We start from the raw sequence: 14,510 nt of genomic DNA on the forward strand, positions 1-14,510 counted from the left end.
CGAGTATACCATCCCCTAGGCAAAGGCTAGGCATCCCCTAGGATAGAGTATGAAGAGTGTATGAAAACGCCTCTGGAAACGTAGAAAATTAAGATTTTCTTAACTTTTAACTCCCCACACCAGAAAAAGTAATGCTTTGGAAAGATATAACTATTGACTAATGCTAAGTATTAGAATTCATCGCTTTAAGATGTCAAAATCAAAAAATCGATAGCTTTTACAGATAGTTAGACAGGAAAATAGAGTGAGCTTTTAAGGCTTAAGATCCGGGTATTTTTCTTCAACACGTTTAAAAAAATCCGATAGTTTTATTTGACGCGCATCACAAATCTTTTTAAGTGTCTCTACGGGAATACGATATTCCTTCTCGTCAAGAATTCTTCTTACAATTTTCTCATCAATGTCATGATTAAGTCCGAAATCTCGGTTTGATTTGGCGTCTTTAATCCATTCGGAAATGGCATTACTTATGAGAAAATTGATGTTCATACATAACAAAGGAAAAATATCAATCAAAATTTAATGCGGAAGATTTTCCGCATTAAATAAAAGAATACTATATTTGACTCATAATTATATATTTGCGAAACTTCTTAGCATAACATATTAGAAGCATTCGCTTTGAATCTCGAATCAAAAACTGGTAATTTTTAGCAACGAGAGGATAAGCAGGGATGCTCACGACCCGGGCGTGGGCTCTCGCTTATTGTTGCGCGGTATACCAGTACCTTGATTCAATAAGTTGAGACCTGCGCCTTTTTGTATTAGGCCCACTACTTCACGTTCAGAGCCTTTGTATTCTTCTTTATCAAGCTTCGCATCCTTTTCCCCCTACATCATATAGGCTATAGTGGCCGGTAACTTGTATGAGTTGTAGTCAACTAACAGCAAAAGCACTACTACCTATGCACAAAGCTCGTGTTTACGGGTACACGTAATCATCCGCTAAGTCACCCGTGGGTTATGGGTTGCTTCCCTACGAAGTAACCTGTAGTTGGGTGGGAAACGCCACTGTAACAGCGGCCTGGGCTTATACCGGGTAGGTTTAAGCACACCGGTGAATTAGCCATAAAAAAGTGCCGCAGCCCCTAGGGTCTGCGAAAAAGAGAAGCTGTTAAGTTCAAAAACCTTCCCGGTTGTGATTGGAGTCCGGCGGGAAGGTTTGAGCTTAACTAAAACGCCCTTAAAAAGAATAGAATGTAAACGAAATACAGAACACTTAGCTTATGAAACGATTCCAACTTGATACTAACTACAATGCCTTCAAAAAAGGTTGTCCACACGCATTTGAAGCGATTTACACGCAGTATTACCATAGTGTCTACTGGATGGGCAGGAGCATACTTAAGGATGTCTATGCAGTTGAAAATATTCTTCAGGATACCTTTCTCATCTTATGGGAAAAAAGGGATCGCATACAATCCCCAGAACATCTAAATGCGTTCGTACACTTTGTCATGAAAAGCGAGTGCATTTACCAGTATAGCAAGCCCCGGAATGCGTTTCAACGCAACCTAAGCAGATTAGACTATTTAGAGAATTATCAGGATTATTTAGGCGGCTATGACGAGGATGAAGAAGCTGCACACCTACGAAGACAGGAAGCAGATCAGAAGGCTTTAGACCAGATTCAAAGGGTACTTCCCTTACTAAGCAGTGAAAGAAAGCTTCTTGTGGAACTGTGCTTAAAATACGGCTTTCAGTATAAAGCTATTGCTCAGGCAATGGGAACCAGCACTGCTAAAACCAGTATCGGAGTAAAAGGCGCTATTAAAGATATTAAGAATATCATTACTAATGGAAGTACACCGGAAGCTAAAACCACACCGATCCGGGCGTTAAAGGCTCAGGCTAATATGACCCGCAAACAGAAAAAAGTCTTGCAGCTTCGTACAGAAAAGCAGTATTCCTTTGCAGCCATTTCCAAGGAGCTAAACCTTTCTATACAGGAAGTACATCAGCAATTTATGGCTGCCTATAAACTGTTACAGCATAAACAAAATCAACAACAATCCGCTTAGTCATGGAAAAAGAAACGATAAAACTCACCCGAAAGATCCAGCTACAGGTGAATGCGCCTACCAAAGAGGAAAAGAAGGAGGTCTACGACACGCTCTACCGCTGGCAGAACAGAAGCTTTAGGGCAGCCAATCTCATTATTTCACATCTGTACATACAGGAACGGGTCAAAGAATTCTTTTACTTATCAGAAGGAATACGCTATAAGTTAGCGGATGAAAAAAAAGCGGAAGACGGCATGCTCAATAGGTCAAAAATGAACTGTACCTACCGGGTGGTATCCGATCGTTTTAAAGGGGAAATCCCTACTAACATTTTAGCCAACCTGAACAATACCATAATCAATAACTTTCGTAACAACCTGTCGGAATATAGTAAAGGAGAACGCGCGCTTGCCAATTTTAAAAGGAATATCGCGTTTCCTTTTGGGCCGGTAGCCATTCATGGATTATCCTATAACGAAAACCAAAAAGCATTTTGTTTTCGTTTGTTTTCCATTCCCTTAAAAACCTATTTAGGGAAGGATCATACCGATAAACGAAAATTGCTGGAACAGTTAGTCGCCGGAAAAATCAAACTATGTACTTCTAGAATCCAACTGAAGAAGCAAAAAATTTATTGGTTAGCCACCTTTGAATTCGAAAAAGAAATACATAACCTGAAACCGGAAGTAATTGCTGAAGCTTCTTTATCCCTTGAATATCCTATCACTGTGAAATCCGGAAAAGCTACACTTCGTATTGGCAACAGAGAGGAATTTCTATACAGAAGGCTAGCCCTGCAGGCTGCTCAAAAAAGAGCCCAAAGCGGAGCCACCTATTGCAGACCTGGAAAAGGCTTTAAACGCAAAACTAAAGCAGTAGAAAAATTTTACGAAATGGAAAAAAACTACGTAAGTAACCGCTTGCATGTGTACAGCCGAAAGCTCATTGATTTTTGTATCAAACAACAAGCCGGCACCTTAATTCTGCTCAATCAGGAAGCTAAGATCGAGGCCGCACAGCAAGAACGTTTTGTGCTTAGAAACTGGAATTATTATGAATTGACTAAGAAAATAGAATACAAAGCCAAAAAAGCAGGTATTGAATTACTTATCGATTGATACGAAAATAAATAATTGGCCCTTAGGGTCTGAGGGTGCTTGTACACCCGTAAGGTGAGGTATTTTAATAGCACTCACTAAATGCAGGCAGCATATACAACCCTTCCCTAAAAGATTAAATAAACAGGGAGTGTTATGAACAGATAAATAACATAAAATGCAAAAACTTATACAACAGACGTGAGTGAACCATCCATTTAAAGAGTTAAATTATAAATATAGAACACACTTGTTCATCTACCTAAATTTCCGCTCAACAAACTTGGGTTGTTCTTCTTCCTGTTGATTAAAAAGTCGATCCAATAGTACCTTGGTCGGTTTGGTTTGTTCCGTTTCTATTCTTCGTAATATAGCTTCTACCCCATCCATGCGTTTATTAATTAGTGTTTCCAAGCGCTGTTTAGAATCATCAAAGGGCTCAAACGGACTGATGGAATTCCGCTCAAAAAAGTCTAAAAGAGCCTCCAAGGTTTCGGTATAATTCGCATCATTTGCTAGGGCGTACTTTTTAAAGCGCTCCACGGTTTCGGTGTGAAAATTTATTCGGGAAAATCGTTTAGGCATCACTAGATTTTTAAAGATTAGGATAATCAATCGCCCTGTTTATAAGGGCTTTGAAGCGTTTCACGGAAAATCGCTACAAAGCAGTTGTTTTCAATACTTTACAAGAATCACACAACTCACTTAAAAACAGTTATTTACAAATAAAAATGAGCTATATAACCTCGCGCAGCGGGTTATCCTCTTGCTTCTCATTTTTGTCCGCTTCGCTACTCAAAATGATAACTTTTACACCCTAAGTTATCAATTAAAATCCGCATTAATTTTGACATCAAATGCGTTCAAATTTTATGGAGGATAAAAACCATTTACTTGATATATCTGGAGCGCTTTTCTTGAAGTTTGATAGAAAAATAGAAGCTCCATATTAGATAGATTTCAATATACATCCAAACGAAAATTAGCTACTTCTAAGCATCCATTTACTTTCCATAGCGCCATCGCGTTTCCTTTTCGATTACCTACATTTAAAATTTAGTATTGAGGAAAGCTTTTATAAAAAGAGCGACAGCGGAGCCTGGTTATGCAAAGCGGCTCAATCTAAATTTTAGTTCTTTCGAAAAAAGGAAATGAGCGTTTGAAAAAGTGTGTTGGTAGTTTTTTGAGTTTGACTCAGCCTCTTTTTGAGCAATCATTTTATAGTGCACTAGAATCAAGCGAACCTAATCCTCCCGAAGTTTCGGGATCGGGATTGGGTTCAAGATTTTTGAATGAACCGCTTTTACCGTCCCGAAATTTCGGGAGAAGCTTTTTGCGGAATGGAGGAAAATGGGGTTTATTCCTCTTACCCAAATCATTTCTTTTGGTGATTTTTAGAGTTTCGCATTGGAGCCTGGAGGTGTATTTCAATACCCTCGGTTTTTCTAAATCGTTGTGATTTACAGTTTTCTGTAAAAATGGGTAAAATCTTTTAAGTACTTTTAATTGATAATTACTAGCAAAGCTAGGAATACCTCTACGAAGAGGAATTTGATGCTGCTCTTTCGCAAAGTAGCACTTACCCTTTCAGTCATTTGGTCATAGCAAAACTTAGGGAAATTAGAGTTTTATTAAAAAAAGAAATGAAAAAAATAGAATTCAATAAAACATCAAACATTTTCATAAACACAGGTATAATTGCCCTGTATCGTTATCTAGTTAAGTTTGAAAGAAAAAATCCTGCAGTAAATCTGAATTATCAGCTTTATGATGACAAATTGATTATTGAGTCAGACGACATACTTCATCTATTAGAAGAAGCATATTATTTTATGGGGAAGGAAATTTATGACACTTCCTCTAAAAGGCAGTTAAGAGATGCTGATAAATATTATTTTGTGGAAAAGCCTTTTAAATACGGTAAATTCCCAAAAATGTCATCATTTGGCTTAGCTGGTTTTATTACGAAAGCACCATTTGGACCAGCTCCTACACCAAGAATCAAACCAGTGAAATTTTCAAATCTCTTTAACGAAAATCCTGAATTTGCTCACAATATCGCCAAAGTTTATTCTGAAAATAATTTGAAACTTAAAGGATTTGTTATAGAAAATGAGAAGATCAAACCCGATGAGAAACAAAGTAAAGGAGATTCTAATATTTATTTAAATGAACCTTATACTAAAGCACCTAGGCTTGAATTTAAGAAAAAGTATTTTGAAAAAGGAGATAAATATTGCGTGGTTACTAAAGAATCTTTCAAAGATTTAGTATCAAGTAAAGGAAGTTTTGCTTTTACTTCAAGTGTCACAAGTTTTAATTCTTTTTTACAAACCGATGACAGTATAAAAATAAGTTTTAAAGCGAAATATCTTGCTCTTTTCTCTCCTTCTTTGGCTATGTATGCATATATTGACGGGTATGACTCATTCATATCCTCTTTTTTTAATACTAGTTCATTAAAAAAATTACTTTCACTTTATCCTGAAGAGTTTTTCTATGAAAAGAGAGAAATGCAATCGTGGGCTTTTTCTTTTCAACAGAATATAAGAATACACAATTTTGGTTATTCAAAGAAAGACGATGTCAAATTCTCAAATCCTTATAGTGATGCATACTCACCTCAAGAAATCGTATTCCTTATTCTCCTCACTTTCTATAAAAAGAAATTTGCAGATGAACTTGCTTACAAGAATATTGAAGAAGTTGATTCAGATGAGCTTTTAGGTTTACTTGAAATTGACAAGAGCCCAATAAGTCTGGTAACTTTTAAAGCCGATAAATTTGCTTCAACCCTCAGACCAAATTTTTATGAAGAATATTCCAATGTGAAATTCATTATTCAGCTTATTCATAAACTGGAATCCAATAAGAAGAAACGAGTACCTATTGGAGAATTATGGCGGGGGTTAACTTTTAAAAATTCAAAGATAGAAGCTATTAATGATTTTAGTAAAAAAATGAAGCTTCAAAGACAGATCAGGATCAAAGTAATAGATCACCTCCTGAGAGGGAAATCAATTTTGACCGTCATCGAATCTTTATTTCAAAAAAGCTATTTGCTGTTAGCAAATAATGATAATCCAGGTTCAAGAAGATATGACCTTGTCTTGGAATTTTTAAAAATATATGAACAATCAATCAATTTTGGAACTACAATTATGGAAGAATCGCTACAACAGAGGGCTATTGGTCTAGGAAAAAGTATTGGCTACGCCATTATTAATTACGAGAATCCTAAAAATGATAATGAAAAAAAAGCCAATGCAAAAAATGGAAGAAAATACTTAATAGGCCTTCATAAGGCACGAACGATAGAACAGTTCAGGGAAACCTTAATTAGAATTCAGCGTAAATATCAGGTTTCTGTTGCCAATGAAATTTTAGAAAGTTTGAATGAAAAAAATTACGTGGCAATTAAACAGTACGCACAAATAGGTGCTTTAAATAGTTTGAATGTTGTTTTATCTAACCAAAAAGATTATTAAAATGAAAGTTAACAGTATTACCCTTACGTATTTATCAAAAGTATCTTTTGCCAGCCTGAATGGTGGCGATAAAGAAGTAGATAATATTAACCCTATAAAAAAAGTAACCTTACAAAATGGAGAAGAACTTCCTTATGTCTCATCACAGGCAATTCGTCGGGCGCTGCGCGACAAGCTGGAAGAGTTGGGTAGTGAAATTTCACCGGTGGGAACGTCTAGTACAGATAAAGGGGCGCCTAAAACCGAAATGAATCCAATTAAATATATTGACGATGATTTATTTGGATATATGGATGCATCCAAAGGGAAGGATGGTGCAGCAGGTACATCTACTGTTAGGACATCTCCCATACGTGTAGAATCTTTATTGGCATTAGCCACTTATAAGGGAGATTTAGACTATGCCACCAATTTTATGGGTAAGAAGATAGAGCTTAATGCCAATATTTTTGAGACCGAAATCCATTCTGGAGTTTATCGAGGAACCATCCTTATTGAACTGGATCGAATAGGTAAAGAAACTAAATTAAAAGATGAGAAAACCCGTGAACTGGAAACAGTAGATTTAGTCGATAACAAAGAAAAAGCAGCTAGGGTTATTAGTTTTCTAAATGCACTACAAATGCTATGGAGTCAGGGTAGACAAACCCGTTTTTTAGCTGATATATCTCCTAAGTTTATAGCAGCAGGCTTAATGAAATCAAAAAATCCAATTTTCTTAGAAGCTGTTGAGCTTACCGAGGAAGGAAACGTAAACATTGATAAGTTGAAAACTGTTTTATCTGACTACGGGAAGTTTATGGAAGATCACGTGTTCGCCGTTCAAGAAGCTGTTTTTAAAAAAGAAGAGGGAATGTCTAGTTTAAAAGAGGGGTTCGACAAGCTTGAAAATTGGGTAAATACTTACTATGAAGTTAATTCATAAAAGATGAAAAATTTTATCATCGAAATACAATGTCAAACAGCCTCCTTTAGAAATCCTGATTTTCAAAACTTTCATAAGTCTTTAGAATTACCTCCTCCTACGACAGTAATTGGGATAGCTGGAGCAGCTTTAGGATACAGTCCATTAAGAGCGCAAGAGTTTTTTGATGAGTCAAAATTTGAAATTGGAATCTATGGTACTTATTTGGGAAAATGTAAAGACACATGGAAATATAACAAAGGTATTCGTGATATGCGATTATATGACCCTGGATTGGATGGAAGCATTATTCAAAGAGAATTTTTAATCTTTCCGACCTTCATTATTGCTTTTTCATCTGAAAATATAAAAGCCGTTGAAAAACTTTATAAAGCTTTCACATCTCCAGTTTATGCGTTAACAATGGGCAATAGTGATTCTTTGGCTTCTATTAAAAATATTGAAATCAACCTAGAAATCTCTGAAGCAGATAAAATTGAAAATTGCTTCGTTCAAGGAGATGTAGTTAATGAAGTGATGAGCCTTGCAAATAGTGGAAACTTTGAATTCTCCATTTATACAAATGACACATTAACTTATGATTTACCTATTCGGTTTGAGTATGAAAACGACTATGGAAGACGAACTGTTTCCAAAATCGACACCTATTCTCTAATTGGTGATCTAATGAAAATCAATTATAATATAAAAGGTCTGCAATATAAAAACCACTTTATTCCCTTGTTCTCAATATGAACGGACTCGAAGAAATATGGGCAAAATCTGAACCTGTTGAGACATTAACGCAGCATACTAAAAAGGTTCTTGAAATTTGGTTTGAATTGAAAGAGCGATATTCCGATGAGATAGAGAACGAGCAATTTTGGAATACATCTTTCAACGCCGTCGCTTATCACGATTTTGGTAAAATCTGCAATCTTTTTCAAGAAACTATAAAGAAGGAAAAAATTGTAGAATTTGATTCACGTGTTCGGCATGAATTTTTTTCAGGTATGTTTTTATATTTAGATAATATCAAATTCTATGAACAACATCCTGAAAGTTTAATTGCCGTTTTTTCTCATCACAAAGCATTTAATGATGAAGGTTTTGTTCAACAGATTTCAGAAAATAGAAATAAAGAGACAAAACTTGATGAGAATGTCATAAATAATTTCATTCATTTTGCAAATCAAATTGCAGAAAACTATAATTTTTCTAAAATAGAAATTGACACTTCTAGTAAAAATCTAATTAATTTAGAATATGGAAAATTGGTTTTATTCTTTAGGAAAAAGATATATGAAGAATTGAGTAAATTAAATTTCTTAACTCCAAAAAGCAGAAAGAATTATATTTATCACAAAGCAATTCTTAATATTTCCGATTGGACAGCTTCTGGCCATCTTTCCCTAGAAAAAGGAATCGCTTACGACACAGATTTTTTAGCTCAAAAGATCATTACAAAAATTAGAAAAGACGGCAAAAATGAAATAGCCAATAAGTTTCAGTTCAAAACTTTTCAACAGGAAAGTTTAACAGAAAAAAATGTAATTGCTATTGCACCTACCGGAAGCGGCAAAACAGAAGCAGCGTTGATCTGGGCTTCTTCAAAAAAGGATTGGGAGCGTATAATATATTTATTACCCACACGCGTAACCTCCAATGCAATTTACAGCAGATTAACCGATTATTTTGGAGAGGAATACACTCAACTAATCCATTCTTCGGCACGCCAATACATCAAAGAACAATTTGATAATTCTTATGACCAAAAGAAATATTTTAGAGATAAGTCTTTCTTTAAGAATATAAATATCTGCACAATTGATCAATTGTTGACTCTCGGTTTTAATTTGGGTTTTTGGGAAGTAAAAACCTTTCACCTTCTCAATGCCCGAATAATCATTGATGAAATACACTTATATAGCCCGTATACATTAGGTTTAATTATCTCGACAATAATCTATTTGAAAGAGAATTTTAATACGCTGGAATTACTACATTAGACTGGACATAGAGTTGAATGAATATTATTGCAAGTTGTTAACTTAGCAATCATGAGACGTAAAGCCAAACATTACACTTTAGAGTTTAAGCAAAAAGCAGTAGAATTAAGTTACGCCAAAGGCAGTGTAGCACAGGTTTGTGAGGACCTGGATATCTTACCTGCTGTTCTTTACCGGTGGCGTAAAGAGCAAAAGAATTATGGTAAAAATAGTTTTCCCGGCCGTGGTAACCCTAAAATGACCGATCAACAAAAAGAGATAGCCCGTTTAAAGAAACAGCTCAAAGAAGCCGAATTAGAACGTGATATCTTAAAAAAGGCGATTGGCATCTTCTCCGCGAGCGACAAGAAAAATACAGGTTCATAAAACAGCATCGTATGAAATTTCCTGTTGAGAAGATGTGCACTATGTTAGCCGTGAGTAAAAGCGGTTATTACCACTGGTTGAAATCTGGTCCTAGCACCCTTTGGAAAGAAAATCAGAAGCTCTCTTCATTAATCAAAGATATATTTGAAGATAGTCACCAAAGCTATGGAGCTCCTAGAATAAAGGCTGAATTGAAAGCTTTGGGCTTTAAGGTATCAAAGCCTCGGGTAGCCCGTATAATGAAGGCAAACTATTTATACGCTAAGAGGAAGCGTAAGTTTAAAGCCACCACCGATAGTAACCATAAATATCCCATAGCACCAAACTTGTTGAACCAATGCTTTAATGTAGCCAGGGCTAATCAAGTATGGGTAAGCGATATTACCTATGTTCAGACCAATCAGGGTTGGAGTTACCTAACAGTGATCATTGATCTATTCAATAGAAAAGTTATAGGATGGGCTTTAAGTGATACCCTAAATACTGAGGATACTGTTATAAAAGCTTGGCAGATGGCTATTAAAAATACCACACTAACACAACCTTTGATATTCCATTCAGACCAAGGTATCCAATATGCCAGCCAAAGATTTACTAATCTACTTAAAAGCTATAATGACCTGGTAAAACAATCGATGAGTAGAAAAGGTAATTGCTGGGACAATGCCGTAGCTGAATCCTTTTTTAAATCTCTGAAAGTAGAATGGGTATATTGGCATAAATACAAGCTTAAATCACAGGCAGAGTTATCTATCTTTCAGTGGATAGAAACCTGGTACAATACCAGAAGAAGACATTCCTACTTAGGAAACAGAACTATTAAAGAATTTGAAATAGATATGTATAATCAAAAACTAGCAGCATAGTCACTCAACTTAAAGTCCAGTTTTTTGTTGCAAGTCCACGCGCTTTTATATTATGACAGCGACGATGCCATTGAAATTGCAGCTTTTATTGGAAAAATCTTTAGGAAATGTTTCACTCATACAAGACACGGAACTTTTAAATGAAGCTAGAAACAGATTTGAAAGTCGAGATAATTTAATTGAAAAATCTCTTGAAGAAATTACGTTTAAAATAGAAGAAGGAAAAAAAGTTTTGATTGTCGTCAATACAGTTGATAGAGCAATAGAACTTTACGAAAAGTTAAAAGATCTTGCAGAAGATTCAGGTGTTGATGCAATCTGCTATCATTCGCGTTTTATTAAAAAAGATCGGTTTCTAAAAGAGAAAGAAATTTTTGCCTTAGACAATAAGAATGAAGGAGGTGTTTTGATTGCAACACAAGTCGTAGAAGTTTCTTTAGATATTGATTTTGATATTCTCTATACGGAAAATGCGCCAATTGATGCGATTATTCAAAGAGCCGGAAGGGTTAACCGTAAGCGTCAAAAAGAAAATTCTAAGGTTATTCTTTTTCAACACTACGAAATAAGTGAGAAAATTTATGATGTAAAAGGAGTCTTAGAAAATACGTTCAGGCATTTCAAGGAATTAAATGGGCGAAGACTGACTGAAAAAAAATTAAATGAATTGGTAGATGTGGTTTATAAAGACTTGGATATTGAATCTAATGATAAATATTTAGAAGGCCTCAACAAACATTCAGATATTCAATATAAATACAACTTCATCAAAGATTTAACCACAGATGAAAAGGTGTTCACACGAGAAGGTCTAGATACGATTTCAGTCATACCAGATCGATTTTACCCTGAACTTTACAATAGCAAAGACCGAGATAAGCTTAGTAATCACGAATTATCAATTAGTAAAAAAAGAGCTAACTCTGTAAAAATTATTTCTGGTCCATTAGGCTTTAAGTTTATCGATGCAAATTATGATGATAAAAAAGGATTAAATTTTAAAGAAAAAAACGAAAATAAAAGCCTGCTCTATTAAGATCAGCCCATCCACTAAAACTAGGAGAAAATGACCGAAACCACCACCCAAAAGTTGCAGATCTGCCGTATCAAATTCCCCGAAATCCAATTACAAACCCGTGATGCTCATAAACTACGCGGGTATTTTGGCAATTTATTTAAGCAACACTCCCCTATCCTTCACAACCATTACGAAGATGGCAAGTTTCGATACAAATACCCAAGTATTCAGTACAAAATAATCAATAAAGTCCCCACCTTAATCGGCATCAAGGATGGCGCTGCTTTATTACCCCAACTCTTTCTTAAAATTAAAGAATTGGATATTTCAGGGCAATCCTATCCCATCAGCAGTAAAAATATTGAGTTGCGTAATGAAAGGACGGGCTACAGTGATCAGTTGCACCAATATAAATTTGGAACACTTTGGATGGCTTTAAACCAAAAGAACTATCCTAAATATCAAAATCTAAAGACAGAAGCCGAAAAAGAAGCGATGCTCAACGCAATCTTAGTAGGCCATATACTCAGCTTTTTTCGAAATACTGGGATTGAACTAAGTGCCAATGAACGCCTGATGGCTAAAGTTCAAGTTCAGGAAAAAAGTACCATGTTTAAAGAAAACCGTATGATTGCCTTTTCCGGCAGTTTTGTGGTCAACGCACTCTTGCCTGCTGAAATTGGTCTTGGCAAGTCTGTAAGCCGTGGCTTTGGCACCCTAATACCCACCTAATGCAAATTTTCATCAATACATATGGTACCTACCTCCACGTTAAAGACGATATGTTTGAGATCAAAGTGCGTGAGGATAAAAAGCAACCTTTTAATGTAAATCATATTGCTGCTCACAAAGTAACCTCCTTTATTGTTTCAAAAGGTGCCGCACTCACTACAGACGCTATTGCCCTTGCCTTAAAGCATAATATTGATATTGTTTTGGTAGAAAACAATGGGCACCCTATGGGACGCTTTTGGCACAGTAAGTTGGGCAGTACCACAAAAATCAGAAAACAGCAACTGGTTGCTTCGTTAAACCAGACCGGTGTTTACTGGATTAAGGAGTGGCTATCCCAAAAACTGGAAAATCAGGCCGATTATTTAAACGACCTTAAAAAGCACCGTAAAAACCTTCACGTCTATCTGGATGAGAAATCAGCGGCGATACTCGGTTTTAGGAAAAAAATCAAGGAAGCCGACGGAGCTGATATCAATCAGTTGGCTGAAAGTTTCAGGGGTTGGGAAGGTTCGGCAGGAAGACATTATTTTGAAGCCCTTGCCACCTGTATTCCCGATGCTTATTCCTTTAAAGGCCGAAGTTTCCGCCCAGCTCAGGACGAATTTAATGCATTGCTCAATTATGCTTACGGTATTTTATACAGCCGGGTGGAGCGGGCTTTAATGCTGGCCGGACTGGATCCGTTTGTTGGTTTTATGCATCGGGACGATTATAATTCCAAAAGCTTGGTTTATGATTTTATTGAACCCTACCGTATTTATGCAGAGCGGTTCGTGTTTAAATCCTTTTCTTCCAAAAAGATGAACAAATCCTATTTTGAGGTATTTGAAGGAGGTGTAAGCCTCAATCCGGATGGAAAAGCATTTTTCGTTCCGGAATATCTTGAATATCTGGATAGCGATAAAATTAAATATAAAGGCCGGTTACAGACCCGTCTGAATGCCACGCAGCTGGAAGCGCATCGATTTGCTAATACTTTAATAGAAAAATTATGATCACTTGGGTACTTTATGATATTAAGAATAACGCTGCACGCAGTCAGGTCTCCAAAGCCTGTAAACATGCCGGCCTATATAGAGTACAATATTCTTGTTTTTTAGGAACTTTAAATGCCAATGAAAAAGACAGTCTCGAGTTACAAATTGAAAAAGTAATCAACGAAGAGACCGATAAGGTTTACTTGTTTCGGATGAACAAAGAACAACTAAAGGATTGCAGTATGCTGGGGCAGGCTTTTGATGAAAAGCTTGTAACAGATGAAGTAAAAGCTTTGTTTTTTTAATGACCAGTTTTTATCCATCTCAGGTTATAGAATATTTGTATTGTCCGCGATACACCTACTTTGAATATGTACTGCGTATTCCTCAAAATGAAGAGAAATACCACAAAGTGCAACGCGGTCGTGAAGTGCATGATGAGAAGTTAGAGCAAAACAAGAACTATTTACGTAAAAAAATAGGGGTACAGCAAAAATGGATTGACCATTATATGGGGAGTCCTCAACTTAGAGGTAAGGTTGATGAAGTCTTGTCGTTAGAAGATGGTAGTTACGCCCCTCTGGATTATAAGTTTGCGGTTTGGAAAGACAGGGTATTTGAGACCTATAAACAACAGCTTTACTGTTATGCCTTATTGATTGAAGAAACTTTTGGAGCCAATGTCAATAAAGGCTTTTTGGTTTACACACGTAGCAAACATAAATTGGTAGAAATACCTATTAACCAAACTTCAAAAAATGAAGTGATGGAAAGCACGGAGAAAATGCTTGAAATCATTGAAAGGAATAAATTCCCTAAAGCGACGACATATAAAAAAAGATGTTTAAATTGTACCTACAGAAATATCTGCATAAAGTAGGTTTTCCGGGTAACAATTTATTTTAACAACGACTAAAATAAGCATCTATGTCAGGCTATTGTGGACTTCAGCAATACGGAACTGTATTGAAAATGACTATAAAAGCGTTCTTTGACATATTGAAAATTAAGAAAGTAAAAGTTGAAGAATTAAGCTTAAGCATTATA

Annotated in this window: 14 protein-coding genes; 12 read left to right on the forward strand and 2 right to left on the reverse strand. The window is 35.9% G+C overall.

All coding sequences use genetic code 11. The features are described from left to right. Positions 1-252 precede the first annotated feature (252 nt). On the reverse strand, positions 253-489 hold the full coding sequence (locus tag MED217_RS15380; RefSeq protein ID WP_009781469.1) for a helix-turn-helix domain-containing protein: 237 nt from the start codon (positions 487-489) through the stop codon (positions 253-255). A gap of 737 nt (positions 490-1,226) precedes the next feature. Between MED217_RS15380 and MED217_RS15385 the strand changes: the two genes are divergently transcribed. Beyond that, positions 1,227-2,021 (forward strand): RNA polymerase sigma factor, encoded by a 795-nt coding sequence (locus MED217_RS15385; protein ID WP_009781470.1) that lies wholly within the window; start codon positions 1,227-1,229, stop codon positions 2,019-2,021. A gap of 2 nt (positions 2,022-2,023) precedes the next feature. Beyond that, a complete protein-coding gene (locus MED217_RS15390) occupies positions 2,024-3,121 on the forward strand; it encodes a hypothetical protein (RefSeq protein ID WP_009781471.1) in 1,098 nt (365 codons plus the stop codon). Between the two features lie 237 nt (positions 3,122-3,358). Here the strand turns inward: MED217_RS15390 and MED217_RS15395 are convergent, their stop codons facing one another. After that, a complete protein-coding gene (locus tag MED217_RS15395) occupies positions 3,359-3,685 on the reverse strand; it encodes a BfmA/BtgA family mobilization protein (protein WP_009781472.1) in 327 nt (108 codons plus the stop codon). 1,058 nt (positions 3,686-4,743) lie between these two features. Here MED217_RS15395 and MED217_RS15400 point away from each other — a divergent pair. The 10 genes from MED217_RS15400 to cas4 all read left to right on the forward strand — a co-directional run bounded on the left by MED217_RS15400 (position 4,744) and on the right by cas4 (position 14,343). After that, positions 4,744-6,588, forward strand: a complete 1,845-nt coding sequence (locus MED217_RS15400) for a hypothetical protein (protein WP_009781474.1) — start codon at positions 4,744-4,746, stop codon at positions 6,586-6,588. Between the two features lies 1 nt (position 6,589). Beyond that, a complete protein-coding gene (gene cas7i / locus MED217_RS15405) occupies positions 6,590-7,513 on the forward strand; it encodes a type I-B CRISPR-associated protein Cas7/Cst2/DevR (protein ID WP_040533725.1) in 924 nt (307 codons plus the stop codon). Positions 7,514-7,516: 3 nt separating this feature from the next. Further along, complete coding sequence (gene cas5 / locus MED217_RS15410) at positions 7,517-8,248, forward strand: CRISPR-associated protein Cas5 (protein ID WP_009781476.1); 732 nt, start codon at positions 7,517-7,519, stop codon at positions 8,246-8,248. Then, a complete protein-coding gene (locus tag MED217_RS15415) occupies positions 8,245-9,501 on the forward strand; it encodes a CRISPR-associated helicase/endonuclease Cas3 (protein ID WP_009781477.1) in 1,257 nt (418 codons plus the stop codon). The genes cas5 and MED217_RS15415 overlap by 4 nt, the downstream gene beginning before the upstream one ends. Before the next feature lie 27 nt (positions 9,502-9,528). Beyond that, positions 9,529-10,733, forward strand: a protein-coding gene (locus tag MED217_RS15425) for an IS3-like element ISLbl1 family transposase (protein ID WP_154648898.1) whose coding sequence is annotated in 2 segments (ribosomal slippage) — positions 9,529-9,808 and positions 9,808-10,733 — 1,206 coding nt in all. Because the reading frame shifts where the segments join, the coding sequence is not laid out codon by codon here. 52 nt (positions 10,734-10,785) lie between these two features. After that, positions 10,786-11,769: a CRISPR-associated helicase Cas3' gene (gene cas3, locus MED217_RS15430; protein ID WP_009781478.1), complete on the forward strand. Its 984-nt coding sequence runs from the start codon at positions 10,786-10,788 to the stop codon at positions 11,767-11,769. A 30-nt stretch (positions 11,770-11,799) separates the two neighbouring features. Next, positions 11,800-12,483, forward strand: a complete 684-nt coding sequence (locus tag MED217_RS15435) for a CRISPR-associated endonuclease Cas6 (RefSeq protein ID WP_009781479.1) — start codon at positions 11,800-11,802, stop codon at positions 12,481-12,483. After that, positions 12,483-13,481, forward strand: a complete 999-nt coding sequence (gene cas1 / locus MED217_RS15440; RefSeq protein ID WP_009781480.1) for a CRISPR-associated endonuclease Cas1 — start codon at positions 12,483-12,485, stop codon at positions 13,479-13,481. Before MED217_RS15435 ends, cas1 begins: the two co-directional genes overlap by 1 nt. Further along, positions 13,478-13,768: a CRISPR-associated endonuclease Cas2 gene (cas2, locus tag MED217_RS15445; RefSeq protein ID WP_009781481.1), complete on the forward strand. Its 291-nt coding sequence runs from the start codon at positions 13,478-13,480 to the stop codon at positions 13,766-13,768. Before cas1 ends, cas2 begins: the two co-directional genes overlap by 4 nt. Beyond that, positions 13,768-14,343 carry a CRISPR-associated protein Cas4 gene (cas4, locus tag MED217_RS15450; protein ID WP_009781482.1) on the forward strand — a complete coding sequence of 192 codons (576 nt, stop codon included), beginning with the start codon at positions 13,768-13,770 and terminating at the stop codon, positions 14,341-14,343. Before cas2 ends, cas4 begins: the two co-directional genes overlap by 1 nt. Positions 14,344-14,510 lie beyond the last annotated feature (167 nt).

This window comes from Leeuwenhoekiella blandensis MED217, from assembly GCF_000152985.1.
Taxonomy (GTDB): domain Bacteria; phylum Bacteroidota; class Bacteroidia; order Flavobacteriales; family Flavobacteriaceae; genus Leeuwenhoekiella; species Leeuwenhoekiella blandensis.